The sequence below is a fragment of the Kitasatospora sp. NPDC087314 genome, assembly GCF_044744365.1.
Classification (GTDB): domain Bacteria; phylum Actinomycetota; class Actinomycetes; order Streptomycetales; family Streptomycetaceae; genus Kitasatospora.
Genome location: NZ_JBIUYE010000001.1, coordinates 586,746 through 600,850 on the forward strand (window position 1 = coordinate 586,746; position 14,105 = coordinate 600,850).

General features: G+C 70.0%; 12 protein-coding genes and 1 tRNA gene. 2 read left to right on the forward strand and 11 right to left on the reverse strand.

Translation table 11 applies throughout. The annotated features are described in order from the left end of the window. Positions 1-193 precede the first annotated feature (193 nt). Genes ACIO5E_RS02675 through ACIO5E_RS02685 form a run of 3 tightly spaced genes read right to left on the reverse strand, consistent with a single transcriptional unit; the run spans position 194 to position 3,382 of the window. The gene (locus ACIO5E_RS02675; protein ID WP_400662739.1) at positions 194-655 is read right to left on the reverse strand and encodes a hypothetical protein; all 462 of its coding nucleotides are present in this window, start codon (positions 653-655) and stop codon (positions 194-196) included. Next, positions 642-2,285, reverse strand: a complete 1,644-nt coding sequence (locus ACIO5E_RS02680; RefSeq protein ID WP_400663431.1) for a substrate-binding domain-containing protein — start codon at positions 2,283-2,285, stop codon at positions 642-644. The genes ACIO5E_RS02675 and ACIO5E_RS02680 overlap by 14 nt, the downstream gene beginning before the upstream one ends. 8 nt (positions 2,286-2,293) lie before the next feature. Then, entirely contained in the window at positions 2,294-3,382 is a 1,089-nt protein-coding gene (locus ACIO5E_RS02685) for a substrate-binding domain-containing protein (protein WP_400662742.1), read from the reverse strand. A gap of 281 nt (positions 3,383-3,663) precedes the next feature. Between ACIO5E_RS02685 and pyk the strand changes: the two genes are divergently transcribed. Further along, positions 3,664-5,094, forward strand: coding sequence for a pyruvate kinase (gene pyk / locus ACIO5E_RS02690; RefSeq protein WP_400662745.1), 1,431 nt, complete (start codon positions 3,664-3,666; stop codon positions 5,092-5,094). Positions 5,095-5,137: 43 nt separating this feature from the next. On the opposite strand, the gene ACIO5E_RS02695 is transcribed toward pyk, so the two are convergent. Beyond that, on the reverse strand, positions 5,138-5,926 hold the full coding sequence (locus ACIO5E_RS02695) for a helix-turn-helix domain-containing protein (protein WP_400662748.1): 789 nt from the start codon (positions 5,924-5,926) through the stop codon (positions 5,138-5,140). 101 nt (positions 5,927-6,027) lie between these two features. Next, a tRNA-Leu gene (locus tag ACIO5E_RS02700) sits at positions 6,028-6,113 on the reverse strand. Between the two features lie 92 nt (positions 6,114-6,205). Between ACIO5E_RS02700 and ACIO5E_RS02705 the strand changes: the two genes are divergently transcribed. Further along, complete coding sequence (locus tag ACIO5E_RS02705; RefSeq protein ID WP_400662751.1) at positions 6,206-6,862, forward strand: ANTAR domain-containing response regulator; 657 nt, start codon at positions 6,206-6,208, stop codon at positions 6,860-6,862. A 58-nt stretch (positions 6,863-6,920) separates the two neighbouring features. Here the strand turns inward: ACIO5E_RS02705 and ACIO5E_RS02710 are convergent, their stop codons facing one another. The 6 genes from ACIO5E_RS02710 to ACIO5E_RS02735 form a co-directional block, all read right to left on the reverse strand. Beyond that, positions 6,921-7,637, reverse strand: coding sequence for an ABC transporter ATP-binding protein (locus ACIO5E_RS02710; protein ID WP_400662754.1), 717 nt, complete (start codon positions 7,635-7,637; stop codon positions 6,921-6,923). Next, positions 7,634-8,443 (reverse strand): ABC transporter ATP-binding protein, encoded by an 810-nt coding sequence (locus tag ACIO5E_RS02715; RefSeq protein WP_400663434.1) that lies wholly within the window; start codon positions 8,441-8,443, stop codon positions 7,634-7,636. The genes ACIO5E_RS02710 and ACIO5E_RS02715 overlap by 4 nt, the downstream gene beginning before the upstream one ends. Positions 8,444-8,451: 8 nt before the next feature. Next, a complete protein-coding gene (locus ACIO5E_RS02720; RefSeq protein ID WP_400662757.1) occupies positions 8,452-10,380 on the reverse strand; it encodes a branched-chain amino acid ABC transporter permease in 1,929 nt (642 codons plus the stop codon). A 5-nt stretch (positions 10,381-10,385) separates the two neighbouring features. Continuing rightward, positions 10,386-11,315, reverse strand: a complete 930-nt coding sequence (locus ACIO5E_RS02725; protein WP_400662760.1) for a branched-chain amino acid ABC transporter permease — start codon at positions 11,313-11,315, stop codon at positions 10,386-10,388. A 209-nt stretch (positions 11,316-11,524) separates the two neighbouring features. Further along, a complete protein-coding gene (locus ACIO5E_RS02730; RefSeq protein ID WP_400662763.1) occupies positions 11,525-12,763 on the reverse strand; it encodes a branched-chain amino acid ABC transporter substrate-binding protein in 1,239 nt (412 codons plus the stop codon). A 593-nt stretch (positions 12,764-13,356) separates the two neighbouring features. Continuing rightward, on the reverse strand, positions 13,357-13,821 hold the full coding sequence (locus ACIO5E_RS02735; protein ID WP_400662765.1) for a PaaI family thioesterase: 465 nt from the start codon (positions 13,819-13,821) through the stop codon (positions 13,357-13,359). Positions 13,822-14,105: the final 284 nt, after the last annotated feature.

Below are 14,105 nucleotides of genomic sequence, written 5' to 3' on the forward strand. Positions count from 1 at the left end.
TAGAAGTGTGCCGTGCGGCCGGGCCGATGGGTAGCCCTCCGACGTTTCCAACAGGTGAGATCTTGGCGACTCGTTCGTGACGCGGATGTGCGGAGGACGGGGTGGTAGAGAGCGGCGGGGGAGCGGCGGCGAGACCCTCCCGGGGCCGGGCCCGAGGCCCGTTCACCCCGGCCCGCCCCCGGCCCGCCCCCCGTCAGTCCAGCTCCGCGACCAGCCGCCGCACCTCGCGGCCGAGCTCCGCCTCCGGATCCGGCGCGTCCGCTCCCGCCCACGGCCGCCAGGTCAGCGCCCGCAGGTACCCGGCCACCGCCACCGGCAGCCGGTGCCGCACGATCTCCCGCGGCACCGGGCCCGGCCCCACCGCGCGCAGCGCCTCCAGCAGGCCCGCCACCCCCGCCGAGGCGGGCAGTGGCACCGTGGCCAGGTACTCGGCCAGCGCGGTGAGTTCGGGATCGGGCCCCGGCCTCGGATCGCGTCCGGGCGTCAGCAGCGCGCCCGCCCCGTACAGCCCCGCCACCACCGCCGGCCACCACGCCCCGCCCAGCCCGGCGAAGTGCAGCCCCAGCCCCACCGCGCCGCCCCCGCAGCCGACCAGGTTCCGGGTCGACTCCAGGTACCGCAGCACCTGCCGGCCGAACCCGTCACTGGTAGCCACGAATCTCCTCGAACACCCCGTCCAGCGACCCCGACCCGTCGAACAGCTTGCCGCCGCTCACGTCCGCGATCCCCTGCAACTGGCTCACCGCCGCCTCCCCGAACTTGATCGGGAACACCGGGATCGACTTCTGCCAGGCCGCCAGCCCGTCGTGGAACCGCTTGAAGTCCCCGTCCGTGGCACCGACGTTGCTCTCCCCGTCGGTCATCAGCACGATCGACGTGAACCGGTCGTCCCCCGCCGCCGACTGCTGCCGGCCGATCACCCGGTACGCCTCCTCCAGCGAGTCGTACACCGCCGTGCCCCCCGAGGCCGACAGCGACTGCACGTCCGCGTTGATCGACGCCAGCTCCGCCTCCGGCCCCGGCTGGCTCCCCGAGGCCGGCACCGCGTGCGTCTTCGTCCACTTCACGTTCGACGCGAAGGAGATCAGCGTCACCTCCTCGCGGTTGCGGAACCGGCGCACCCCCCGGGTGTCGTCCGTCCCGGTCAACCGGCCCAGCGCCGACTTCAGCGCCGAGATCCGCGAACCCTCCATCGACCCCGAGGTGTCCAGCACGTACACCGTCCGGGACGGCCGCCGCAGGTCGTTCTGGTACGAGGCCAGCAGCCCGTCCGCCACCGCCCGGCTCCCCGGGAACGGCAGCTCCCGCCGCCGGTCCGACGGCAACCCCGCCGCCGGTGGCACCCCCGGCGCCACCGGACGGCGCAGCGTGACCTCGGAGATCCGCTTCTGCACGTCCTCCTTCAGCAGGTACGCCGTCAGCCGCTGGAACGAATCCCGCTCCCGCTGCGCCGAGGAGGACAGCAGCGACAGCGGATAGTCCGCCGACACCACCCCGTCCAGCGGGCGGATCACCGTCAACTGCTGCTCCGGCGGCAGCGACTTGTTCATCGACAGCAGCACCGACTCGTAGTTCACCAGCGCCCCGACCACGCCGGGCTCCGCCCGGGTGTACGCCTGCGCCAACCAGCCCGAGGAACCCGAGGTCAGCTTCTGGCCGGTGAAGAACCGCTTCAGCGACGGCGTCGCCTTCTGCACGTCCGCCTCCGACAGCGCCGAACCCGCACCCGAGAACGCCGAGGCCACCGCCACCAGGGTCGAGAAACCCGAGTTCGACCGGGACGGATCGGCCATCCCGTACGACAGCTTCCCGGCCGCCGCCGCGTCCCCGATCTGCGCCCAGGAGACCTTCGAACCATCCCCCCAGCCAAGGTCGTTGAGGACCGACGACCGCACCCCCACGGCCACCGGCGAGACCATCACCGGCGTCTCCGACAGCACCTTCGACTTCCCCGTGTCGTCCAGCCGCAGATACTGGTTGGACGGGAACCACACCGCGTCGTACTTGCCGTCCGCCCGCCCCGAGGACACCGCGTCCGCGCCGTCCAGCGACCCCGTCCAGGAGAACTGCACCGTCACCCCGGTCGCCTTCCTGGCCTCCTCCAGGATCGGCGCCAGATCCTGCAGCTCGCTGCCGGCCAGCACCCGCAGCACCCCCGGCCGCGCCGTCGCCGCCGGCGGGTCGGACGGCTTGGGGCCGGACGACGTGCCCCCGCCGGAGGAGGTGCAGGCGCTCACCGCCAGCAGGGCGACCACCGCGGCGATCGACCAACTCCGGCGCTTCATCGGGATGTTCACTTCTTGCTCCCCTTGGCCGCCGCGATCAGCCTGGTCAGGTTGTCCAGCGACGGCACCGTCGGCTGCTTCACCTTCGCCGCCGTGAGATCAGGGGCGAAGACCGGCTTCTTGTCCTTCACCAGCTCGGCGAAGGCCCCCGGACTGGCCTGCGGGCGGAAGCCGAACCTCGCCTCCAGCCGGCGGAGCACCTCGTCGTCCTGGAGCAGACCGGCGAGCTTGCGCCCGTTCTCCGTCCGCGCCACCACCGTGTGGTCGGAGTAGATCGTGGTGTCCGGATACAGCACCACCATGTCCCCGGTCGACTGGCCCCGCAGCGCCAGCTCGGCGACCTGCGACTCGTAGGCGAAGACCAACGGATTGCCGACCCCCGCGCCGAAGTCCTTGAACGGTTCGTCGCTGCTGCTCTTCTGCCCGCCCTGCATCGCCGTCGCCGAGCGCAGCACGTCCTTCGAGGCGTCGATCCCGGCCTGGTCCGACACCACCTGGCGGTTGTTCAGGATGTACGACAACAGCGCGACGTACATCGCCCCGGAGGACGAACTCTCCGGATCGGTGGTGGTCACGAAGATCGGTCCGCCCAACTCGGGATGGGCCGACGCACCCGTGAGATCCTGCCACTGGCGGCCCGCCTTCAACGCGGCCACGTAGTCGTCCATCCGGAACGTCCAGACCTTCGAATCGTCCACCGTCGCCAGGTTGTTCTGCCGCAACACCTGCGCCACCGGCTCGTGCGCCACCACGACCAGCGGCGAGTAGAACGGCACCAGCGGCGAATCCTGCAGGCCCCAGTTGGCCTGGATCGCCCTGGCCGGCGCCGTGCTCGCCGGGAAGGCGAAGTCCAGCCCGCTGCCGTCCTTCGCCTGCTCGCTCATCGTCCACGAACCGGCCGAGTCGGCCCGCACCTCAAGCCCCTGCTTCGCCAACTCGGCCTTGACGTCCGGGTTCTCGAAGAAGGCGCGCTTCTCCGAACCGATCAGTCCGACGACCGTCGCCCGCTTGGCGCCCGGCTTCCCGTCCGGGATCAGTGCGTACGTCACCCCGCCCAGCAGGGCCAACGCCGCCAACACCCCCAGAGCGCGTCTCATACCGAACGCCTCCCCCTCGTCCGCTACGTCGTCCGGGTGGTCACCCGGGGGTGACGAGCGTCCCGCCGGGCGGGGAGCGGCGGCCGAACCAACGGTGAACCAGGGGTGAACACCCCTTCACGGGTTCGCATCGGCGGGCCGATCGGCACCGCCGCCCGGGCGGCCGCTCGCACACCGGTCCGAGGATGTGTCAGATTGTTCAACTCGCCTTATGGCAAAGGTCATCCCGCCGTCCGGACCCGCGTCGTGGTTACGCGCCGGTAATGCCTACCCTCAGCAGTATGCGCCGAGCAAAAATCGTCTGCACTCTCGGGCCGGCCACCGACTCGTACGACCAGATCAAATCCCTGGTCGACGCCGGAATGGACATCGCCCGCTTCAACCTCAGCCACGGATCCCACGCCGAACACGAGGAACGCTACCGCCGCGTCCGCAAGGCCGTCGACGAGACCGGCCGCAGTGTCGGCATCCTCGTCGACCTTCAAGGCCCGAAGATCCGGCTCGACACCTTCGCCCACGGCCCCGTACTTCTCGAACGCGGCGACGAGTTCACCATCTCCACCGACAACGGCGTCGTCGGAGACAAGGACATCTGCGGCACCACCTACCCCGGCCTCGCCGCCGACGTGACCCGCGGCGAACGCATCCTCGTCGACGACGGCCGGGTCACCCTCGAAGTCGTCGAGGTCGACGGACCGCGGGTCCGCTGCCTCGTCATCGAAGGCGGCCTCGTCTCCGACCACAAGGGCCTCAACCTCCCCGGTGTCGCCGTCTCCGTCCCCGCACTCAGCGACAAGGACGTCGCCGACCTGCGATGGGCGCTGCGCACCGGCGCCGACCTGGTCGCCCTCTCCTTCGTCCGAAGCGGCCGCGACATCGAGGACGTCCACCGGGTCATGGACGAGGAGGGCCGCCACGTCCCGGTCATCGCGAAGATCGAGAAGCCGCAGGCGGTCGACAACCTGGAAGCCATCGTCGACGCCTTCGACGGCATCATGGTGGCCCGCGGCGACCTGGGCGTGGAGATGCCCCTCGAACAGGTCCCGCTCGTCCAGAAACGCGCCGTCAAGCTCGCCCGGCGCAACGCCAAGCCGGTCATCGTCGCCACCCAGATGCTCGAATCGATGATCAACACCTCCCGGCCCACCCGGGCCGAGGCCTCCGACGTCGCCAACGCCGTCCTCGACGGCACCGACGCGGTGATGCTCTCCGGCGAGACCTCCGTCGGCAAGTTCCCGGTCGAGACGGTCAAGACCATGGGCCGCGTCATCGAGGCCGCCGAGACCGACATCCTCGCCGCCGGCCTCCCGCCCCTCACCGCCGGCAGCAAGCCGCGGACCCAGGGCGGCGCCGTCGCCCGCGCGGCCGCCGAGATCGGCGACTTCCTGCACGCCAAGTACCTCGTCGCCTTCACCCAGTCCGGCGACACCGCCCGCCGCCTCACCCGTTACCGCTCACCCATCCCCGTCCTCGCCTTCACCTACGAACCCGCCGTCCGCAGCCAACTCGCCCTCACCTGGGGCGTCGAGACCTTCCTCGGCCCCTTCGCCCCGACCACGGACGAGATGGTCGAGCAGGTGGACGCGGCGTTGCTGTCGCTCGGCCGCTGCCAGAAGGGCGACATCGTCGTCATCACCGCCGGCTCCCCGCCCGGCCTCGCCGGCTCCACCAACCTCGTCCGCGTCCACCACGTGGGGACGCTGGACAGCTGACCGGAGCGGCGCGGCCCTTCCCGGAGGGGCCGCGCCGCCGCCGTCAGTGCTTGGGGCCGATGTGGGCGTCCAGGAGGGCGACGGAGTCCTTGCGGGCGATGGAGATGTTCACCTGGCCGGTGGGGCGGGGGATCGAGGCCTTCCACTCGACTCCGACGGCGTCGAGGGTGGCGGTGAAGAGGCCGATGATGTCGGTCGAGGTGTTGGTGAAGAAGTAGCGCGGGTACTCGTAGCGCTTCTTGACGCCGCCGGCCGTGCGGATGGTCCAGTTGGTGATGCGGCAGCCGTCGGAGTGGATCAGGCCGCGCAGGAACTCCCAGGGGTGGGCGTCGACGATCTCCTGCTGCCAGGGTTCCAGGGCTATGGTGCGTTCGTGCTTCTTGCTGGGACCGTGCTGGGGGAAGTGGCAGGTCAGGTGATTCGAGTAGGGCTTGACGTCGTGACAGCCGGTCCGTCGTACTCTGCAGGGCTTGTTCCTGGGAAAGACCAGGAGCATGGCGTTCTCGACGGAGTCGGTGATTCCCGGCCAGTGATCGTCACAGGTGATCTGAAGGCTCTGCGTCCTGCGGTACTCGTTGGGGAGCAGGATGTGGCCGTCGCCGAGGTAGAGGCCGAGCAGATAGGCGTAGGCGCGGCGGTCCAGGTCGTCGCCGTAGCAGTGCATGCACGCGGAACGCTTGCGGCCGGGGAGCTGACGGCATTTGGCGAGGTCTTGATGCTTCCACCAGGAAACCGTGCCAGGAGAGACCCGGAGTCGTCGGGCGACATCGGCATTGGGTACACCTCGACGGAGGAGGTGCACGGCTTGTTCGCGCACGGAGAGAGACGTCATGTGCGTCAGATTGAGGCGCGCCAAGCTGAATGGTGGACCCTTTTGATGTGATCCACTAGATGAGGTGAATTTCCCGCAGCCTGGGAATGTGAGGAAAAATATGGTGCCGAGTGTGGGATTCGAACCCACACGCCCTTTCGAGCAATCGCTTTTGAGGCGATCGTGTCTGCCCTTCCACCAACCCGGCAAGTTCGCGCCCGTGAAGGATACCCTGTGAGCGCTGTTGGGCGCAGCTAGGTACCCTCGTGCATGCAGTACCCCGCCGGAACTAGGAGCCCCGTGAGCACCGCCGACGAGCAGGCACAGCCGCTTGAGACCGATTCACCCCAGATCACCCGGATTGTGATCGCCGAGGACGAGGCGCTGATCCGCCTCGACCTCAAGGAGATGCTCGAAGAGGAGGGGTACACCGTCGTCGGTGAGGCCGGGGACGGGGCCACGGCGGTGAAGCTCGTGGAGGAGCTTCGACCCGACCTCGCGATCTTCGACGTGAAGATGCCGGTGCTGGACGGGCTCTCCGCCGCCGAGCAGATTCACGAGAAGCACCTGGCGCCGGTTCTGATGCTGACGGCGTTCTCGCAGCGGGAGCTGGTGGACCGGGCGCGGGACGCCGGGGCGATGGCGTACATCGTGAAGCCGTTCAGCAAGTCCGACCTGGTGCCCGCGATCGAGATGGCGGTGTCGCGGTACACCGAGATGCGGGCGCTGGAGAAGGAGATCGGGGATCTCACGCAGCGGCTGGAGACCCGGAAGCTGGTGGACCGGGCGAAGGGCGTGCTGCAGACCAAGTTCGGGCTGAACGAGCCGGCGGCGTTCCGGTGGATCCAGAAGACGTCGATGGACCGCCGGATGACGATGGCGGCGGTGGCCGAGGCGGTCATCGAGGAGGGCGAGGCCCAGGACCGCAAGAAGGCGGACGAGGGCAAGCCCGAGTAGCGGTGAAGACGATGGGCCCGGCAGATGCTTCTGCCGGGCCCATCGTGTGTTCGGAGGCTCAGTCCTCGCCGAGGTAGGCCTTCCGTACGGACTCGTCGTGCAGGAGGTCGGCGCCCGTCCCGGACAGGACGATCCGGCCGGTCTCCATGACGTAGCCGCGGTCGGACAGCGAGAGCGCCGCCTGGGCGTTCTGTTCGACGAGCAGGATGGTCGTCCCGGCGGCCTTGAGCTCGACGATGGTCGCCATGATCTTCTGCATCATCAGCGGGGACAGGCCCATGGAGGGTTCGTCGAGCATGAGCAGTTTGGGCCGGGACATCAGCGCCCGCCCCATGGCGAGCATCTGCTGCTCGCCGCCGGAGAGCGTCCCGGCGGCCTGGCGGCGGCGTTCGCCGAGGATGGGGAAGAGGCCGTAGGCCCGTTCCACGTCCGCCTGGATGCCCGCCGCGTCGGTGCGCAGGAAGGCGCCGAGGAGGAGGTTCTCCTCGATGGTCATGCGGGGGAAGATGTGCCGGCCTTCGGGAGAGTGGGCGAGGCCGAGGGCGACGATCTTGTGGGCGGGGACCGTGCCGAGGTCCTGGCCGTCGAAGGTGAGGCGCCCCGCGGTGGGCTTGAGGAGCCCGGACAGGGTGCGCAGGGTGGTGGTCTTGCCGGCGCCGTTGGTGCCGATGAGGGTGGTGACCTCGCCCTGGTTGACGGTGAAGCTGATGCCCTTGACGGCTTCGATCTTGCCGTAGGCGACGCGGAGGTCCTCGACCTCGAGGAGTGCGGTCACTGGTCGGTCTCCGTAACGGCCGGGGTGGTGCCTTCGAGCGGGGCGCCGAGGTAGGCGGTGATGACGCGTTCGTCGTTCTGGACGGTTTCGCGGTCGCCCTCGACGATCTTCTGGCCCTGGACGAGGACGGCGGTGCGGTCACAGAGGTTGAAGATGAAGCGCATGTCGTGCTCGATGACGAGGATGGAGACGCCCCGGTCGCGGATGGCGAAGACGAGTTCCTCGGCGGCGCGGGTCTCCTGGGGGTTCATACCGGCGGTGGGTTCGTCGAGCAGGAGGAGGCCGGGGTCGGAGGCGAGGGCGCGGGCGATCTCCAGCTTGCGCTGTTCGCCGTAGGGGAGGTTGCGGGCGAGGTGGTCGGCCTTGTCGGCGAGGCCGGTGAAGGCGAGGAGCTCCATGGCCTTCTCGCGGCTCTCGGCTTCGGCGCGGTGGTAGCCGGGGCCGCGGAGGATGGCGGAGAAGATGCCTTCCTTGGTGCGGGAGTGGCGGCCGACGAGGACGTTCTCCAGGACGGTCATGTTGGCGAAGAGCCGGATGTTCTGGAAGGTGCGGGCGATGCCGGCCTGGGTGACGAGGTGGGGTTTGGGGGGCAGGAGGGTGTCGCGGTAGCGGACGGTACCCTCGGTGGGGACGTAGAGGCCGGTGAGGCAGTTGAAGAAGGTGGTCTTGCCGGCGCCGTTGGGTCCGATGAGGCCGATGATCTCGCCCTCGCCGACGGTGAGGCTGACGTCGTTGACGGCGGTGAGGCCGCCGAAGCGCATGGTGACGCCGGTGACTTCGAGCAGGGGTGTGGCGGTGGTGGTCATCTGGGTGGTCACGCCCCTGCCTTGGTGAGTGCGGCGTCGTCTCCGGTGGGCTGGGCCGGGATGGCGGCCTCGTGGAACTCCAGTTGCCGGCGCCGGTTGGGGATGAGGCCTTCGGGGCGCACGCGCATGAGGATGATCAGGGCGGCGCCGAACGCGAGCAGCTGGTAGTCGGAGAGGAATTCGAGCTTCTTGGGGATGAGGAAGAGGAGGGTGGCGCCGGCGAGGGGGCCGCTGATGGTGCCCATGCCGCCGAGGATGACGGCGGCGAGCAGGAAGGCGGAGTTCGGCGGGAGTGCCTCGGCGAACGTGTACTGGTCGGGGGTGACGGTGTAGCTGACGTGGGCCTGGACGGTGCCGGCGAGGCCGGCGAGGCAGGCACCGAGGGCGAAGGCCAGGAGCTTGAGGCGGAAGCCGTTGATGCCCATGGCCTCGGCGGCGGTCTCGTCCTCGCGGATGGCGACCCAGGCGCGGCCGATGCGGGAGTTGCCGACCCGGGCGAAGACGAGCACGACCAGGGCGGTGACGAGGAGCATCAGCAGGTAGTAGTTGGAGAAGCGGCCGAGTTCGATGCCGGCGACGGTGTGCGTCTTGCCGAGGTCGAAGCCGAGGATCTCCAGGTCGGGGATCCGCGGGATGCCGTTGGAGCCGTTGGTGACCTTGGGGCCGGTGGTGCCGTTGAGGTTGAGCATGGTGATGCGGAAGATCTCGCCGAAGCCGAGGGTGACGATGGCGAGGTAGTCGCCGCGCAGTCGCAGGGTGGGGGCGCCGATGAGGACGCCGAAGACCATCGAGACGGCGGCGCCGGTGAGCATCGCGGCCCAGAACGGGAACTGGACGTGGATGGGGGAGGCGGGGGAGCCGGAGACGAGGGCGGCTGCGTAGGCGCCGACGCCGAGGAAGGCGACGTACCCGAGGTCGAGCAGGCCGGCGAGGCCGACGACGATGTTGAGGCCGAGGGCGACGGTGGCGAAGATCAGGATGTTGGTGGCGACGGAGGTGTACTGGTCGCTGGTCTGGGTGAACGGGAAGCTGGCGGCGGCGGCGAAGGCGGCGCCGGTGGTGACCGGGCGGTGCTTGACGGTGAGGGCGCGCAGCCGGGCGAGCAGGCCGGACCTGGTGAGGGCGGGGACGACGAAGGCGGCGAGCAGCAGGTAGCCGGTGAAGAGTTCGCCGTACTCGGTGTCGATGCCGAAGGTGATCGCGAAGAGTCCGAGGCCGAAGGCCAGGACGATGATCAGGACCTCGGCCCAGGACGGGAGTTGGCGGGGCGCGGGCAGGGGTCGGGCGATGCTGCCCAGGCGCAGCCAGGTGTTGGCGAGGTGGCCGAGCTGGAGAAGCAGGACGGCGCCGGTGGCGAGGGCGAGGGCGCCGGCGAGGGCGGTCATGACGGGGGCGACGGGTTGGTCGCCGGGGATGGCGTGGGCGCCGAACCAGCCGAGGGGGGCGGCGGGGACGAGCAGGAACAGGCGCCGGTCGAGGGTCCGCAGCGGCACGCGGGTGCGGCGGTCGAGGGGGAGGCCGAGGGCGCCGAGGACGGTGAGGAGGCCGCCGGCGGCGAGGATCCAGCCGCCGGGTTCGAGGTTGGCGAGGCCGCCGAGTTCGACGGCGATGGCGGTGACGGAGAAGACGCCGACGGCGAGGGCGCCGGTGGCGGCGTAGAGGACGGCGTTGTGGCTGCGGGTGGGGGTGGCCCAGCGCAGGCCGGGGGTGCCGTGGGTGGCGAGGAGCAGGACGAGGGTGAGGAGTCCGGCGGTGAGGGCGAGCCATTGGAGGCCGGCGGGGGAGCCGGCGTAGGTGAGGTCGCCGGGGAAGTCGGAGGTCCAGGTCCAGGGGAGGGCGGCGGAGGCGGCGGTGGTGAGGGCGCCGAGGCCGGTGAGGGCGGTGGCGGCGCGGGCCGGCAGGGGGATGACCGGGGTGGTTTCGGTGGTGGTGGTCATGGTGGTCACGCCCTGTCCGCGACGCGCTCGCCGAGCAGGCCTTGGGGCCGGACGAGGAGCACGAGGATGAGGAGTACGAAGGCCCAGACGTCCTTCCAGGCGCCGCCACCGAAGAGGTGCATGCCGGGGAGGTGCTGGATGTAGCCGGTGGCGAGGGCTTCGGCGAGGCCGAGGGCGACGCCGCCGAGCATGGCGCCGTAGATGTTGCCGATGCCGCCCAGGACGGCGGCGGTGAAGGCCTTGAGGCCGAGGATGAAGCCCATCCGGAAGTCGACCTGGCCGCTGCGCAGTCCGTAGGCGACGGCGGCGACGGCGGCGAACGCGGCGCCGATGGCGAAGGCCATGACGATGATGCGGTCGGTGTCGATGCCCATGAGCTTGGCGGTGTCGGGGTCCTGGCTGGTGGCCTGCATGGCGCGGCCGGAGCGGGTGCGGGTGACGAACCAGCCGAGGGCGAGCATGCACAGCGGGGCGGCGATGATCAGGAAGAGGTCGCTGCGCTGGATGGTGACGGAGCCGAGGCTGAAGGGGTCGCCGGGGAGCTTGGGGAAGACGCGGGCCTTCTTGGCGTCGGGGTAGAAGGAGAAGACGAGTTGCTGGAGGAAGATGGACAGCCCGATCGCGGTGATGAGGGGGGCGAGCCGGGGGGCGTTGCGCAGGGGCCGGTAGGCGAAGCGCTCGGCGGCGACCGCGGTGAGGGTGGAGACCAGGATTCCGGCGATCAGCATGAGCGGCAGGGCCAGCCACAGGGTGGTGCCGCCGGGGAGGGCGAGGTAGGCGGTCAGGGCGCCGAAGCCGCCGACCATGACGATCTCGCCGTGGGCGAAGTTGATGAGCTGGACGATGCCGTAGACCATCGTGTAGCCGATCGCGACGAGCCCGTAGAGGGCGCCGAGGATCAGGCCGTTGGCCAGCTGCTGCGGTAGGTCGTGCACCGCTGGGCCTCCGTAGTGCGTTCGGGGTGTCCGCGTGGGTGGTGGATGTGGGGGCGCGCGGGGGCACTCGTGGCGTCCCCGCGCGCTGTGGTGCCGGTGTGTTCGGGTGGTGCGGGTGTGGCCGGGCCGTCGGGTGGCCCGGCGGTTGGCCGGGTGGCCCGGTCCTCGGGCGGTGTGACCGCTGGGGCCGGGCCGGTGGCCGGCGGGGCTCAGCCCTTGAAGGTGCCGGACTTCTCCACGGCCCACTTGCCGTCCTTGACGGTGTAGACGGTGAGCTGCTTGTTGGTGGTGTCGCCGAACTCGTCGAAGGAGACCGTGCCGGTGACGCCGTCGAAGGAGACCTTCTGGACGGCGTCGACGACGGCGGCGCGCGGGTTGGCGGGCAGCTTGCCGCCGTTGCCGGCCACGACGTTCTTGACGGCCTGGACGATGGCCCAGGCGCTGTCGTAGGAGTAGCCGCCGTAGGTCTCGTAGGCGTCCTTGTAGCCGGCGGCCTTGTAGTCGGCGATGAACTTGGCGGCGGTGGGGAGCTGTTCGACGGGCAGGCCGACGGCGGTGGCGAAGTCGCCCTGGCTCTTGGGGTTGAGCTTGATGAAGTCGCCGCTCTGGATGCCGTCGCCGCCCATCAGCGGGATGTTGACGCCGGCCTCCTTGAGCTGGAGGGAGAGCGGGCCGGCGGCGGGGTACTCGCCGCCGAAGTAGACGGCTTCGGCGCTGGAGCTCTTGACCTTGGTGACGATGGCGGAGAAGTCGCGGTCGTCGGGGTTGACGTGTTCCTCGCCGACGATGGCGCCGCCCAGCTTGGTGAACTCGCCCTTGAAGGTGGCGGCGAGGCCGGCGCCGTAGGTCTTCTGGTCGTCGATCAGGAAGACCTTGGTCTTCTTGGCGTCCTGGCTGAGGTACTGGGCGGCGAAGGGGCCCTGGACGGCGTCGGTGGTGGCGGTGCGGAAGTAGGACTTGAAGGGGCGCTTCTTGTCGCCGCTGGCCCACTTCTCGCCCTGGCTGAGGGCGACGCCGGTGTTGGCGGGGGAGATCTCGACCAGGTTGGCGTCGTTGAAGATCTGCTGCATCGACTGCGCGACACTGGAGTTGAGGGGCCCGACGACGCCGAGGACGCCGTTGTCGGCGACGAGCTGGGTGGCGTTCTGCTGGCCGGGGGCGGGCTTGCCGGTGTCGTCGAGGGCCTTGATCTGGAACTTGACGCCGGGGACCTCGTTCTGTTCGTTGGCCTTCTTGATCGCGAGGTCGACGGAGTTGCGGATGCCGAGACCGAGGGCGGAGAGGTCGCCGGTGAGCGGGGCGTCGACGCCGATGGTGACGGTGGTGGTGGAACCGCTGTTGCCGCCGCCCCCGTCGGCGGACTTCTTGTCGCCGCGGGAGCCGCACGCGCTGAGGCTGAGGGCGCCGATCACGGCAATGCTCACGACAACTGCTGAACGGTGACGCACGAGGGTCCCCTTCGGGTCGGGAGGCGCCGCGCCTGAGTGGCGGGAGCCGGGGATGCGCGGAGGGTCGGGCCCAATCCGGTGGCGCGGTGACTGGCCGTGACTCTAGATGCCCCTGGGCGGCTCGGGCAGTGGTGTGGCGAGGCTGTGATTCTCTTGTTATGAGCACACGGAGCAGTTGTCTCAGCATGTGGTCGTTCCGGCCCGATCGATCCGTCGATGTCGGGCATGTACGGGCTGTTGGGGAGATGTAAGGGCCGGTAGTGGGGGATGTTGCTGTCCACGCCGATAATCGGACACCCGCGTCCGGTGTGCTCGCTCCGGCCGTGCACGTCCGGATTTCGGACACTGGGGGAACGGTGAAGGGGTTTCGGGGTGCCCTTGGGCCTCGGAACGGGCCGTTACTAGGATTTCCTGGCTGTTACACAGCGTTACAAGCGTGGAATTTCGGCGTGGAACCGTGCCGACCGCGCCCGGACATGCCGCCGCCCCCTTGTCTGGACCGACGCCTGCCCAGGGCAGAGGGAGGTCAAACAAGAGGGCGGCCAAGGGATGTGATGATCCGTCGGAAAGTCGGGGAGGGCCCCGGCGCGGGATCAGAGGTCGCGCAGCATGCAGGTCAGCCGGCAGCTGGTGACCCGCCTGCCGGTGTCGTCGGTGATCGCGATCTCGTACGTGGCGGCGGTGCGGCCCTTGAACACGGCCGTCGCCACCCCGGTGACCAGCCCGGAGGTGGCCGAGCGGTGGTGGGTGGCGTTGAGGTCCACCCCGACCGCGTACCGGCCGGGACCGGCGTGCAGCATCGCGCCGATCGAGCCCAGCGTCTCCGCCAGCGCCGCCGACGCCCCGCCGTGCAGCAGCCCGTACGGCTGCTGGTTGCCCTCCACCGGCATGGTGCCGACCACCCGGTCGCCGGAGGCCTCGACGATCCGGATGCCGAGCTTCTCGCCGAGGTGGCCGCCGGAGAAGGTCTCCGGGTTGACGCCGAGCTTGGCGAAGTGGTCCAGCACGTCCTGCGGGACGTTCAGGACGGGGGCCGCGTCGGGGGCCGCGTCGGTCATGGGGAACTCCTGCCGCTCGGGGGTCACGTCGTGGTGCTGCCTGTGTCGTGCTGCCTGTGATGGTACGACCGTCCTACTCGGCGGTAGCGGCCGCGCCCGGGGGCTGGCGTGGCGGTCCCCGGTGCGGTCCCCGGCGCGGTGCCGCCGCCCGCGTTCCGCGCCCGACCGGCATGGCGCCCCTTTTGTCGGTGCCGGGCCATAGGATCGGTGGCCGGTAGTGGAATCGGCAGGAACGGACGTTGACGTGGCTACGCAGAGTACGGACAAGGGCGCGACGGGTGGCG